Genomic DNA, 11,911 nt, shown 5'->3' with positions numbered 1-11,911 from the left:
CCTCAAGTCTCCAGCCGGTTGGCGGTCTCGTGGATGGCCGCGCGGATGCGATGATAGGTGGCGCAGCGGCAGAGATTGCCGCTCATCGCCGAATCAATATCATCGTCCGTCGGCTTCGGCGTCTCTGTCAGGAGGGCCACGGCCGACATGATCTGGCCAGACTGGCAATAGCCGCATTGAGGTACGTCGAACTCGGCCCACACGGCCTGGACCGTTTCGCCGATCTTGCCCGACACGCCCTCAATGGTGGTGATCGAGGCTCCTTCGATGTCGCCGACTGCGGTCTGGCACGAGCGCGTCGGCATGCCGTTAACGTGAACCGTGCAAGCGCCGCACTGGGCAAGGCCGCAACCGAATTTCGTTCCTGTGAGTCCGATGCCGTCACGGATCGCCCAGAGCAGCGGCATCTCTGGATCGACGTCGAGTGTTCGCGCCTCGCCATTGAGGGTAAAAGCGACCATGGCTTGCTCTCCTTGTCCTGAGCTGGCTATCTCGTTGCGCCTCCGCCCGGCTAGGAACCGGACTCTTCTTGCTGAGGCATAGCGACCACAGACTAGGATCGCGCAGCTCGAGCAACAAGCCGCTAGCTGGCAATCGCGAGATCGTGAAGTGGCTCGTGTCGAAAGGCTGGAGGCAACTGAATGTCATTTTTGGGCCCACCGGCCGGTCAGTTTCCGGCTCGATGACCTGGTTGGCAGTCATTCCGCTTCTAAGCCTAAACCCCAGACATGAACTGTAGCAGCATCATAAAAGACGACATCAAGCGGCGATTTTTCGTTGCGCTGCACCGCTAGCTCGTTCGCGTGGTTCATGATCCGCTGGTTATCCGCGGATGCTGGTTCACCATAGGTGCCAGAAACTTGCCACGCGCTATGCGGTTAAGGATGTGGTCGTCATTCGTAGCGAGCGAATGGCCGAAAATGAAGAAGCAATGGCTGGCGGTCTTCCCATTCGCGGTGAACTGCTTGAAGCCTTGGTACAGGTAGGCATTGTGACGGATCTTCGCCTTCTTCTGGGCGCTGGTGGGCTGATGAAGGGCGGCTTAGGGCCATGATTCCCGCTGCAATGACCGATGAGTCACAGACGCTGCATTTCGCGCTAGACCGCAACTGCGGTATTCTCGATCATACGCTCAGCCATCCTATTCGCACCTCGTTGCCGCCGTTCGCCGCACCTATCGATCGGAGGCCTTCCAGCCTCGCGATAGCCGCGCTATGTGGCTGCACACAACCTGACGACGAACAGGAGCAAGATTGGACATAGAAGCCAGCACAAGATCGCCCTCCCCCTGTCCTTGCTCGTTTTCATGCGAAAACAATCGAACTGAGTGCTGCGGGGATAGCGAGGTCGATTTGGCCCACTTCAGAGCGAAGTCGGCCATAAGCCATTGATATAATTTTGGTGGGCCCTGAGGGTGCTTGGAAAGTCAGAAATATCAAAGGCTATTCGACAGTGGGACTGTGTTGCGTTACTATGCTCTCCGGTCTTTTCCGGTTGATTTGTCCCACCCCTGATGCCGATTGCGGTCATTCGCCCTGCCTTGGTCAATTCCCGATTCCACAAGCATCCGGTCCTGAGTGGGCAGACGGGCTTCCTAGTGGTAATTAGTCAGCGACACGTTGACCGTTCTCGTCACGCGGGTGAAATCTACGTTCGACCATATACGTCGTCGAAGCGAACGATATCATCCTCGCCGAGATAATCGCCGCTCTGCACTTCAATGATCACCAGGTCAATTCTGCCTGGGTTCTCCAGCCGATGCTTATGGCCGCAGGGGATGTAGGCTGATTCGTTTGTCGCCAGGAACAACTCCTGCTCGCCATTGACGATTTTCGCGGAGCCGCTGACCACGACCCAGTGCTCCGAACGATGATAGTGCATCTGCAGGCTCAGCCGCCGACCGGGCTTCACCTCGATGCGTTTGATCTTGAAGCGCTCGCCTTCCTCAAGAACCGTGTAGGTACCCCACGGCCGGTGTACCGTGCTATGGACCAGGTGAGCTTCATGTCCTGAAGCCTTGAGGCCCTCGAACAGCTTCTTGACGTCCTGAACGCGGTCGCGGGATGCGACAAGCAAAGCGTCCGGGGAATCGACGATCACCAGATCGCTGACGCCGACCGTGCCGATGACGCGCTTGTCGGAGCTCACATAGCTGCCGGTCGTGTCGACCATATGCACATCGCCGCGTATCCTGTTCCCGCTTTCGTCGGGGGCGATCAAATCGGCCATTGCGTTCCAGGATCCGATGTCGTTCCAATCCATGTCGCAGGCAACCACGGCAAGTTTGTTCGTCTTCTCCATGACAGCGTAGTCGAGCGAGATTCGCGGGGCGGAGCCGAAATGCTCAGGCGCGAGTTCGATCTTGGCAAAGCCTTCGCCTTGACTGAAGCGGCCGTTCTCGTAGCTGTCGGAGACGGCCTGGATCACCGCGGGGCAATGCGATGCCATCTCGTCGAGCATGGTTTGTGCGCTAAAGCAGAAAATGCCGGCGTTCCAAAAGAAGCGCTTGGACGCGACATAGGCTTTGGCTGTGTCCAGATCCGGTTTTTCAACGAAACGGACGACTTTCTCACCATCCGCTTCGATATAGCCGAATGCCGTGTCCGGTCTGGTTGGGGTGATGCCCAATGTGGCGATCCGCCCGAGCTTCGCATGTTCGATGGCCCGGCACATGACGTCTAAAAATGCAGGCAGGTTGCCAACCATGTGATCGGCTGGGAAGACGCATAGAATCGCGTCAGGGCCTTGCGTCGCCTTGGCATGGATGGCGGCTGCCGCAACGGCTGCGGCCGTATCCCGGCCTTCAGGCTCGAGCAGAAAGGTGCGTGGCAGGACCACGGACTCTAGTTCGTCGAAGTCGTCCTTGGTAAGGAAGAGGTGTTCCCCAGATGTCACGGCGACGAGTTCCACTACGCCCTTTATCGAACCGGCGCGCAACACAGTGTGCTGCATCAGTGAATGCCCGTCTGCCACTTTGAGGAAAGGTTTAGGGTGCGATTGCCTTGAGGCGGGCCATAGCCGCGATCCGGCTCCGCCGCTGATGATGACGGGAACCACTTTCATATAACAACCTCGATTTCGTCTCTGGAGTGATTGCCCGCGCCCTTTCGAGCGTTAGCGTCACGATCGCCGTCGCTCTGGCTTGGTCTGCGGCCTCCGAGTAACAGCGAAGTTCTGGCGCGTTGCCGAACGGCCTCAGATGACGACGCTATCGGTATCGTACGACGCTTCCATGGCCTCGATGAGAAATGGACATTCAACTATGCTGTTGGTTGCATCCGCCGAATTGTGCAGGTGACGGGTCTTAACTGAGACCAGAGATTCTTTGGCTGTCTTCTATCAAAATCAAACGACTTGGCTCCTTCAGATCGAACTCAATTACGCGTGGTACGAAAAGGCGTGCATATCGTGTAAAGGCGCTCGTCGGAGGAAACCGAATTACAGTATCGCAGCGCCCGAGAAGATACATCTCAACGAGGGCGGAAATTGCGCCGTCCATCCCAAGTGCTGCAGTGTGTAAGGGGCCGTCTTGATCGGATCGGAAATGCTTGGGGACGGTGAGAAGATCGGGAAACCTGGCCGACAGGTGATCCAGGATTTGCGCGCTGTCCGTGCACAAGAACAGCCGCACAGGCTTGGGGTGCGGTAACGCTTTAGCCTTATCAACCGCAGTGCACACTTGTCGAACGGCGAACTCCGGATCGGCCCAGTAGGGCGCATGGTCCATGATGTCTTCACCGTTACCATGTCGAACATGAACCCCGATGATGCTGTGCCCCTCAAAACATTCTTGGTAAATGGCATTTATGCGTGTTTGAATTTCAGACCGAGGCTTGACACTCTGGAAGACCTGCCGCTCGGCATCCTCATCGCAGCGCCACATCAAGCAAGCGTCACACACTACTGTGTTCGCTTCGACATCGTGTTCGGCCTGAAAGAGCTCGCCCAACTCGTCGCGCTCTTGGAAAATCTGCTCATCTGGGCGGTAAAGGCAGTCGATCGCTGGCCTATTCCACCACTCCGGGAAGAATGGACCCGGGAAGGAAAAGTCGTTGACCCGGTCGTCGCAAATAGCCGGTACGCCAGCGATGTCATTGATCGGTTCGAAGAACACCGGAAAGGCATTTGTGAAGGGTTGGTCGAGATAGCAGGACCCGCGCCAGTCGACGGCTAGCGTTCGTCCCGACCGCTGAGCGTAGCGCCAAGCGGCCGCCAGCGACCATAGACAATCACCGAACCCCGTACGCCTCTGAGAGACGACGAACCTGCGCTTTACCAATCCACTGACCTGCATTTTCGGAAATTTCGTTTCAGAGACGAGGTTGCATCTGGCTTGGGATCTCTTAATCGATACTAGTCGACCGTTACGCCGGGCGATTTGGTAGAGGCTGCGCGTGGGGCAGAAGAGCTCCCTCTGCACTGCCTATCCTTATCTCTGTGACGCTCGCAAATCTTGACGCCGGGTACTCCCGCTTCCGGTTAAATTCAGCGTTCTCTAATGCGCCGGGCGACATCTGTAAAATTGATTGCGTGGATGTGGCCCATCCATGTGTTGGATACTAAGGCATTCCTTGACGATGGGCCTCTGCTGACGCGAGGCCGCGCTTTGCTAAGCGAAACAGCCGTTCGAGGCAGTCCACAAAGTCCCTTTTTCAAGTCCAATTCTTAACTGCCTCAACGTAACATGTCATTTGCGGGCGTTTCCTGAAGGACGGATGTGCAGGACCCGCCAGCCGTCGAATGTCAGGCGCAGGCCATCCACGTCATTTATGGCCATCATGGCGTCCGGTCCCATCGAAAGATGCGACACAGCGCCCTCTGACGCTTTCAAGTGCGCCAACATGGCGCAACTCGTGTCGACCGGATAGCTTTCGATCCGGCCGGACTGAGCGACTGGCACGCGATGCTGTGCGACGACGGCCGAGAGAGGAATTTTGGCGTCTGCAGCCATGTGGAGGATCGTTCCGACGGTTCTGCGGGTTCTCGGTGTCGGAGCCGACACCTGTGCGAACCCGCTCTCGTCCGTTTTCGACAGGCCCTTGAGGTTCATGACCCTGTTGTTCGCCGAGATCACCCGCCAGTTCAGCGATCCAGGTGAAGATCGGCACGCCTGTCGATGCGGCGATCATCGCCTCGGCCAGCGAAGATGATGAAGAGGGCCATTGGGTCAAGTACAAGCGCCGACCAGCGTTTCATTGCTTCAAAGCCCATTTCGGTGCCTACGCCGATACGGCCCTTGTCGAGGAGATCGCCGTCACGGCGCCCACACCGAGGACGGCAACGCCGTTCCTGATGCTCTGCCCGACAATCCCGGCGAAGTGTTTGCCGACAGCGCCTACCGAGGCAATCATCTCGGCGACGCGGTGCGCGCCAAGGGTGGAAGGCCGCGCATCGTCGCAACCGCTGTGGGGGCGCGACGAGGCCGAAAGCTCGACGCCTGGAACCAACCGATCCACAGAATTTGTACTCGGATCGAGAAGATCTTCGGCACCTGTAGCCGGATGCGATGGCGAGGGCTGGCAAAGGCGGCCGTTCAAATTCGCCGCACTGCGATCGCCTACAGTATGAAACACAGTTTGATGGTCGCCTCGTCCCCCCATCGTTGAAGCCCAGCTACCGTTTTCGGGCTAGCGCGCCCGAAATTCCTTGGAGGTCAATACGTAATGCCCTACCCGGCTTTTCGCCGCCGTCTCAAATGTGCGGTTCGCCCAAAGCCCCCGACTGCCACGAACTTTGTCTTCGCGCGGAGCGAAACCTCGCGCCCACGACTTTGTGCCGCCGATGTGCCGCGCTGCCCTGTCAAACAATCCATTTTATGGATGCACCTCATCCAAACAATCGATTTCACTGATCAAAACAATTTCCATTAGAAGACGCTGAAGCAGGCAATGATTAAGATTACTTGGTTAGCGCAAGAGAGCGGTAAGGTGGAGTTGTCGGCTTGGACCCACATGCCCGCCATTTTATCTGGGAATGGCTACGTGCCCTGTTGGCGCAGGGCAAGACGATTCTACTGGCCACCCACTTCGTGGAAGAAGCGGAGCGGCTATGCAACCGACCTGCGTGCTTGAGAACGGACGTGCGTCCTCACTCGCTGATTGATGAGCAAATCGGGTGCGACGTGATTGAAATCTATGTCGCTCACCCCGTGAGCTGAGTTCGGCACTCAGGCCGCATGTGCGACTTAGGCAGGTTAGCGGCGAGACTCTGTTTTGCTATGCCTCCAAGCAGGAGCAGGTGTGCTCGCTGGCTGACACTGTCAATGACGAGCTCCGCGTCGCATCTGTCGAAATCCTACCATAGGGTATGGGGCGGGCCGCAGTTTGCTGGCGGTGTGGCGAGCCGGAGTCGAAACTTCAACTATAATAGAGCAGGAAGAAAATGGGCGAGAACAGGAAAGTTGCTCTGGTTACGGGCATAACGGGACAGGATGGTGCCTATCTTACCCGTCTTCTGCTGGAAAAAGGCTACGTCGTTCATGGGATTAAGCGACGTTCCTCTTCCTTCAACACGGGTCGCATCGAAGACATCTACCAAGACCCGCACGATCCCGATCCGCGCCTAATTTTGCATTACGGTGACCTCACTGATGCGACTAATCTCATCCGAGTAGTTCAGGAATCCCAGCCAGACGAGATTTACAACTTGGCCGCTCAGAGCCATGTCCAGGTGTCGTTCGAAACGCCGGAATACACAGCAAACGCCGACGGTATCGGAACATTGCGACTTCTTGAGGCGATCCGCCTCCTCGGTCTGAAGGACAAGACCCGCTTCTATCAGGCCTCGACTTCAGAGCTCTACGGCCTCGTGCAATCCGTACCGCAGAACGAAACAACGCCCTTTTATCCGCGCAGCCCTTACGCCGCCGCCAAGCTCTACGCCTACTGGATCGTGGTCAACTATCGCGAGGCCTATGGTATCCATGCTTCCAACGGCATTCTCTTCAATCATGAAAGCCCACTGCGCGGCGAAACTTTTGTGACGCGCAAGATCACCCGCGCCGCCGCTGCTATCTACCTCGGCAAGCAGGACAAGCTTTATCTCGGCAATCTGGATGCTCAACGCGATTGGGGCCATGCGCGTGAGTACGTGCGTGGTATGTGGATGATGATGCAGCAGGATCAACCGGATGATTACGTGCTGGCGACGGGCAAGACGACCCCTGTCCGCCAATTCGTCGAATGGGTTTTCGAAGATGTCGGCGTCGCGCTCGAATGGCGTGGTGAGGGAGTCGACGAAAAGGGCTATGATGTCGAGACCGGCAGATGCCTAGTCCAGGTAGACCCACGCTACTTCCGCCCCACGGAAGTCGATCTTCTCCTGGGCGATGCCACCAAGGCGAAGGAGAAGCTCGGCTGGGTGCATGAGACATCCGTGCGCGAGCTCGCCGCGGAAATGGTGCGGGAAGACCTCAAGGTCATGCAGACATCGGTAATCATGAAGGAAGCATAATGTACGATCTGAAGGGAAAAGCCGTGTGGGTCGCGGGCCACAAGCATGGTGGGCAGCGCTGTTGTAGGCCGCCTCGCGTCTGAAGACTGCAAAGTTATGGCCGCCCTGACGTTTCCCCCAATTCTATCCAGTCGTGAGTTCGTTTCCGGGGGTGGATTTGCCCTGATGGCCGGTGGACGCGACGGGTGCTGGCGCGGAGCGTTTCACGTTGCGCAGCGCGAGCGACCGTCGCGGGTTGAAGGTCGATGCACATTCGTTGGGTGTCTGCCATCCGATGTGCGAGTGCGGACGCGCGCCGTTGTAATCGGCGCGCCATACATTGAGCCTCGCGCGGGCCTGGGCCAGGGACGTGAACCGCGTCTCGTTGAGGAGTTCATCGCGAAGGGGGCCGTTGAAGCTCTCGCGTTAGGGTCCTAGCCAACCTCCGACTGTGAACTCGCGGAAGCGATTTACGGCAAGCGCACACAGCAGCTCGTCCACGGCGTTCGTACATGAAGTTTGGAAACTTATAATACTGGTACACACCTCCATGGGGGAACATTATCTCCAATATCTCAGCGATTACCGGATAGCTATCTGCCTTCACCTACCTCGGCCTAGTGCAGAATCTTGGCCGAATGAACTCGGCGCTCTTGCTGCACACCAATGGTCCGTCCCGCGCGAAGTGCGATCATACCGCCGCAGCTTACCTTCAATCCGGCACTGGCGAGGATCTAGATCCAAGCCGACGGCGCCGGGCATCAAATAAAAAGCCGCCGACCGAAGCCAGCGGGCTTGATTGGGATGGCCCGCGCGGACGGTCAAGGCTGCGCCGGCCGACCATGGCGGAGGGACCACCTCGGTCAACGGCACGGCCCGATGACGGCGTGCCGATGTACCACAACATACGGCGAGATAGAGCCTTCCGGCGTCGCGGAAAAAAAGCCCGCCGGTTTTGAGCCAGCGGGCAAGTTCTGGAGTGGCTGAGATCAACCCAGCATCAGTCAACGACCGGCGGAAGGGTTGGTTGCAGTGGATGCCAGCTAGCCGCAGCATGCTGTGAATCGTAGCAAAGTGAAAAACAAAACTCTGGACTTCTAGGTCGGACTCGCCCCAATATTTGTTTGGGGGATTCACATGAAAATTGGAGCACTCATCGCAAGTGCAGCCCTGTGCGTCAGCGGCTGCTCTACGACCGCTGTCGTGTCGGACAGCGATCTCACGGCAATGAATACCGTTGCGCTATGTCACGTTCTCGCCAGCAGCACGGACGAACAGTATCGTAGCAGGGTAGCGGCCCTTCTAGTGCGCAGGGGCGCAACAGCAGAGAGGTGCACCAGGCTTGTGCAAACCGACAATGCTGTCGCGACAGGCATAGCGATCGCGGCTGTCGGCGGCGCAGCTGTGGGTGTCGCTGCCAACAACGGCTATGGAGGCGGAACATATTACCGGCCACCGCCACCACAAACCTATGGCGTCGCGTGGGACCAATTCTATGGCCAGAACTACAGCGTTATCTGGCGCTGCCGCGACCGGTCCACCGGGCGGTTCGTTGACGATTACTATTGCGCCGGCCTGCCCATGGTCGACAGCGCATGGCCGGGCTGGTCGGCGTAGCGGATGAGCAGGCCATACCGCAAATATCGATCCAATCGGTGGCAGAGACCCACCGGTGCCAAGCTGTGGCGGCGCCAACTTGCGAGCGTGCCGGCAATGCTCGGTCTTACGGCAGCGGCGGCGGTGGCCGCCTTCCTGGCGCCGTCGGGCGCGCAACGTAGCGACGATGCATCAAAGGCCAGCCCACAAAGGGCGGCGCCCGCCTCGCTTACCGGTGTCGCTTCCGTCATTGACGGCGATACGATCGAAATCCACGGCCAGCGCGTCCGCTTCAACGGCATCGACGCGCCAGAGGGCCGGCAGCTGTGCCGCGATGCGAATGGCGCCGAGTATCCTTGCGGCCGGCGATCGGCCGAAGCGCTGGACACTTTCCTGGCCGCGTCGAGGCCGCTCGAATGCACATTCGTGACGTGGGACCGCTACCACCGCTTTGTCGGCGATTGTCGGCGCGCCGACGGCGCGGGCGTGGCCGCCTGGATGGTCAAGCACGGCCAGGCGCTGGATTGGCCTCACTACAGCCAGGGCGCCTATGGGGGGCAGCAGGCGCAAGCCCAAGCCTCAAAGATCGGCCTGTGGGCCGGGACGTTTCAGGCACCCTGGGAATGGCGCGCTGCGCACGCCGACGGCGCGGCGCCGTCGAGTCGCCCGCTGGGCATCATCAGCCGTAAGCTGGTCGCGCAGAGCGGCTATTCTTGCGAGCCGCGGAGAACGTGCAAGCAGATCGGTTCCTGCGACGAAGCCAACTGGTACCTGCAAAACTGCTCATGGGGCGGAAAACTCGATCGCGACAAGGATGGGATCGCATGCGAAACACTCTGCTAGCTGAAATGTAACGGAGTAAGCGCGCTACGGCCTGTTCGGCTTTCCGCTTACACCGATCCAACGAAAACCATGCATGGGCGACGCGGTCTGCTAACCCCATTTTTTTGACGAGGTATTCTATATCTGAAGGGCAGAAAAAGTTATTGCGACAATAGAGAGAAGAGACGCCTTAACTAAGACTTTCAAAACCGTTAAATGTATGCTGGCAGGCGATCAAGGCGTGATGTTGCCCTGTCGGGGGGCGAGTAAAATGCAGACTGTGATGAGTCAAAAGCTGGCAAGCTATGGCCAGTGGACCTACCGTGGTGCCTGGGCCCTAGAGATTGCGGCCGCAGCGATTGGTCTTACGACAGGTGTAGCATTAGGCGTACAAGCGTTTTCTGCAAGCGAGTCTGTCACTGCAATGGATTTGACGCTCGCCAGTGCACCCTTTCTCATGGTGGCAATCGCGGAGCTCACCAAGATACCGATAGCTACACTGCTTTTCAGCGCGTCTTGGCTCTGGAAGCCCATAATCTTGGTCTTCCTCCTGGTTCTTGCAGGCATCACTTTCGAAACTGTCTTTATGGGGATGGAGAGGGCAGGCGCATTGCGTCAGCTGCGTTATGAGGAGCTCGTAAACAAGATTGATGCCCTTGAGCAGGAAGCGACAAAGCTCGCCTCTGCTGACGAACTTGGTCGAAGAGCCGATCAGGTCGATCAAGCCCGTTCCGAAATTGAGCAGCTGACCTCTCTTGCAGAAAAATCGCGTGCGACCTCTCAGTCGCAAATTGCCGAGGCCAATGCGGAATTGGAGGGAACGACAGCCCTTACTCCAGAGGCCTCGCGTGTTCGCGATCAAGTGGATGAGAAAAATGCTGTTCGATCGGCGCTGATTCAACAGCGTGATCGCGAAGTTAAAGACGCTGTCGATCAGTTTGAGCGCCAACGCGACAGCTTTGTTGAACGTATCAAGATGGCGCGCGATTCAGGCGACAGCGACTCGGCACGCAGGCTAGAATCGGAAGTGGCTAAACTTGCCAACCCCCGCACGAAAATTATCACCAAGTTCGACACTCGGATTGAGCCGCTCGATCAAGAGATTGCTGCGCTGCGCGAAAATTTCGATCGTTTGCGGGCAAATAGCCCTCCTATGACTACTGACCAGAGGCAGAAGCTTGTCGATAGGCGTTCGTCTCTGGAGCAAACGCGCGATAGTGATGCCGCGGCTTGGCAGCGTCGATTGGATGAAGCGGGCAAACGGCTCGCAGATGCCCAGGCGGCAGAAGCCAACAAGGCAAACACCTCGGCGCAAAACCAGGTCAGACAGGACCAGATTGCCAAAGCCCTCAGCGCCTTGGCCAAGGAGCGGATCCCAATGGCGCGGACAGATCAGGTCCGCCGTATTGCCTCACGGTGGTACGGCAGCAAACCTGAACTGGTGACTGAGGCACAGGCCGGAATAATCTCTGTGATTTGGTTCGGCTCGCTCGCGCTCATCGCCGCGCTCGCGGGACCAATTACGGCAATGGTCGCTCTAGCGCTCCAGCGCATTGCCGCCCGAGAAGAGGACAATTCAGACAGCAAGACTTCCAGGCTGCTCCGCAGAATGCTTCTGAGTTGGCGGTGGCGCCGAATTCGAACGATTAAGGTACCAGTCGAAGTTATGGTCGAGAAAGAGGTTGAGAAGCGGGTTGAGGTGCCTGTGGAAAAGGTGGTCAAAGAGATCCTCTATGTTCCGCTCTTCACCGATGATCCCGAAGTCCTTCGCAAGGCCCTCGACCAGGATTTGCCGCCTGAGGTCTCAGACCTCGTGACGGTATCAATGAAGGGTCGCAAAAGTGCTCGTCCGGCATAATACCACCCTGCTTGAGCAAGCCGTCGATCTCGCCGTCAAAAGGTCAGCGATTCCAACCTTGCAGGCTCAAGCCGCGGCCCAAGAGAAGACAGCCCGAGCGAGTGAACCGCCCCGGGTTGATCGGAGGCTCCAACTCCTGAGAAGGTGGAGCCATGACAAGCAAGACGACCAACAAGTTCTCTCCCGAGGTCCGAGCCCGTGCGG

At 57.9% G+C, this 11,911-nt stretch carries 9 protein-coding genes and 2 pseudogenes; 5 read left to right on the top strand and 6 right to left on the bottom strand.

Features of this window, described 5'->3' with window-relative positions; genetic code table 11:
- Positions 1–2: 2 nt before the first annotated feature.
- From NKI19_RS15665 to NKI19_RS15645, 5 genes are all read right to left on the bottom strand, one after another.
- A complete protein-coding gene (locus NKI19_RS15665) occupies positions 3–461 on the bottom strand; it encodes a (2Fe-2S)-binding protein (RefSeq protein WP_352467057.1) in 459 nt (152 codons plus the stop codon).
- Positions 462–808: 347 nt separating this feature from the next.
- Positions 809–982 carry a hypothetical protein gene (locus NKI19_RS15660; protein WP_352474479.1) on the bottom strand — a complete coding sequence of 58 codons (174 nt, stop codon included), beginning with the start codon at positions 980–982 and terminating at the stop codon, positions 809–811.
- 665 nt (positions 983–1,647) lie between these two features.
- On the bottom strand, positions 1,648–3,063 hold the full coding sequence (locus NKI19_RS15655; protein WP_031212902.1) for a mannose-1-phosphate guanylyltransferase/mannose-6-phosphate isomerase: 1,416 nt from the start codon (positions 3,061–3,063) through the stop codon (positions 1,648–1,650).
- Positions 3,064–3,304: 241 nt separating this feature from the next.
- Positions 3,305–4,294, bottom strand: a complete 990-nt coding sequence (locus tag NKI19_RS15650) for a nodulation protein NodZ (RefSeq protein ID WP_352951168.1) — start codon at positions 4,292–4,294, stop codon at positions 3,305–3,307.
- Positions 4,295–4,687: 393 nt separating this feature from the next.
- The gene (locus NKI19_RS15645; protein ID WP_156937465.1) at positions 4,688–5,050 is read right to left on the bottom strand and encodes a hypothetical protein; all 363 of its coding nucleotides are present in this window, start codon (positions 5,048–5,050) and stop codon (positions 4,688–4,690) included.
- An 888-nt stretch (positions 5,051–5,938) separates the two neighbouring features.
- On the opposite strand from NKI19_RS15645, the pseudogene NKI19_RS15640 reads away from it, so the two are divergent.
- Together NKI19_RS15640 and gmd are read left to right on the top strand one after the other, a co-directional pair.
- Positions 5,939–6,240: pseudogene (locus NKI19_RS15640) on the top strand (nodulation factor ABC transporter ATP-binding protein NodI); the annotation flags it as partial.
- A gap of 141 nt (positions 6,241–6,381) precedes the next feature.
- Complete coding sequence (gmd, locus tag NKI19_RS15635) at positions 6,382–7,452, top strand: GDP-mannose 4,6-dehydratase (protein WP_352474458.1); 1,071 nt, start codon at positions 6,382–6,384, stop codon at positions 7,450–7,452.
- Positions 7,453–7,575: 123 nt separating this feature from the next.
- Here the strand turns inward: gmd and NKI19_RS15630 are convergent.
- Positions 7,576–7,854 (bottom strand): annotated as a pseudogene (locus NKI19_RS15630) (integrase core domain-containing protein); the annotation flags it as partial.
- Between the two features lie 921 nt (positions 7,855–8,775).
- Between NKI19_RS15630 and NKI19_RS15625 the strand changes: the two are divergent.
- The 3 genes from NKI19_RS15625 to NKI19_RS15615 all read left to right on the top strand — a co-directional run bounded on the left by NKI19_RS15625 (position 8,776) and on the right by NKI19_RS15615 (position 11,707).
- The gene (locus tag NKI19_RS15625) at positions 8,776–9,048 is read left to right on the top strand and encodes a hypothetical protein (RefSeq protein WP_352467052.1); all 273 of its coding nucleotides are present in this window, start codon (positions 8,776–8,778) and stop codon (positions 9,046–9,048) included.
- A 96-nt stretch (positions 9,049–9,144) separates the two neighbouring features.
- Positions 9,145–9,870: a thermonuclease family protein gene (locus NKI19_RS15620; RefSeq protein WP_352951177.1), complete on the top strand. Its 726-nt coding sequence runs from the start codon at positions 9,145–9,147 to the stop codon at positions 9,868–9,870.
- Between the two features lie 250 nt (positions 9,871–10,120).
- Positions 10,121–11,707 carry a hypothetical protein gene (locus NKI19_RS15615; RefSeq protein WP_352474457.1) on the top strand — a complete coding sequence of 529 codons (1,587 nt, stop codon included), beginning with the start codon at positions 10,121–10,123 and terminating at the stop codon, positions 11,705–11,707.
- The last annotated feature ends 204 nt before the right edge of the window (positions 11,708–11,911 follow it).

Origin of the sequence: Mesorhizobium sp. M0751, from assembly GCF_040320265.1 — a bacterium.
In the GTDB taxonomy this organism is placed as follows: domain Bacteria; phylum Pseudomonadota; class Alphaproteobacteria; order Rhizobiales; family Rhizobiaceae; genus Mesorhizobium.
Note: the sequence above shows the minus strand (reverse complement) of the source record. Positions and strands in the feature narration are given on the sequence as shown.

Bases quoted from the DNA above. Each gene is read 5' to 3' on its own strand.
- NKI19_RS15665 (WP_352467057.1), bottom strand. From the start codon at position 461: ATGGTCGCTTTTACCCTCAATGGCGAGGCGCGAACACTCGACGTCGAT.
- NKI19_RS15655 (WP_031212902.1), bottom strand. From the start codon at position 3,063: ATGAAAGTGGTTCCCGTCATCATCAGCGGCGGAGCCGGATCGCGGCTA.
- NKI19_RS15650 (WP_352951168.1), bottom strand. From the start codon at position 4,294: ATGCAGGTCAGTGGATTGGTAAAGCGCAGGTTCGTCGTCTCTCAGAGG.
- NKI19_RS15645 (WP_156937465.1), bottom strand. From the start codon at position 5,050: ATGAACCTCAAGGGCCTGTCGAAAACGGACGAGAGCGGGTTCGCACAG.
- gmd (WP_352474458.1), top strand. From the start codon at position 6,382: ATGGGCGAGAACAGGAAAGTTGCTCTGGTTACGGGCATAACGGGACAG.
- NKI19_RS15620 (WP_352951177.1), top strand. From the start codon at position 9,145: ATGCTCGGTCTTACGGCAGCGGCGGCGGTGGCCGCCTTCCTGGCGCCG.
- NKI19_RS15615 (WP_352474457.1), top strand. From the start codon at position 10,121: ATGCAGACTGTGATGAGTCAAAAGCTGGCAAGCTATGGCCAGTGGACC.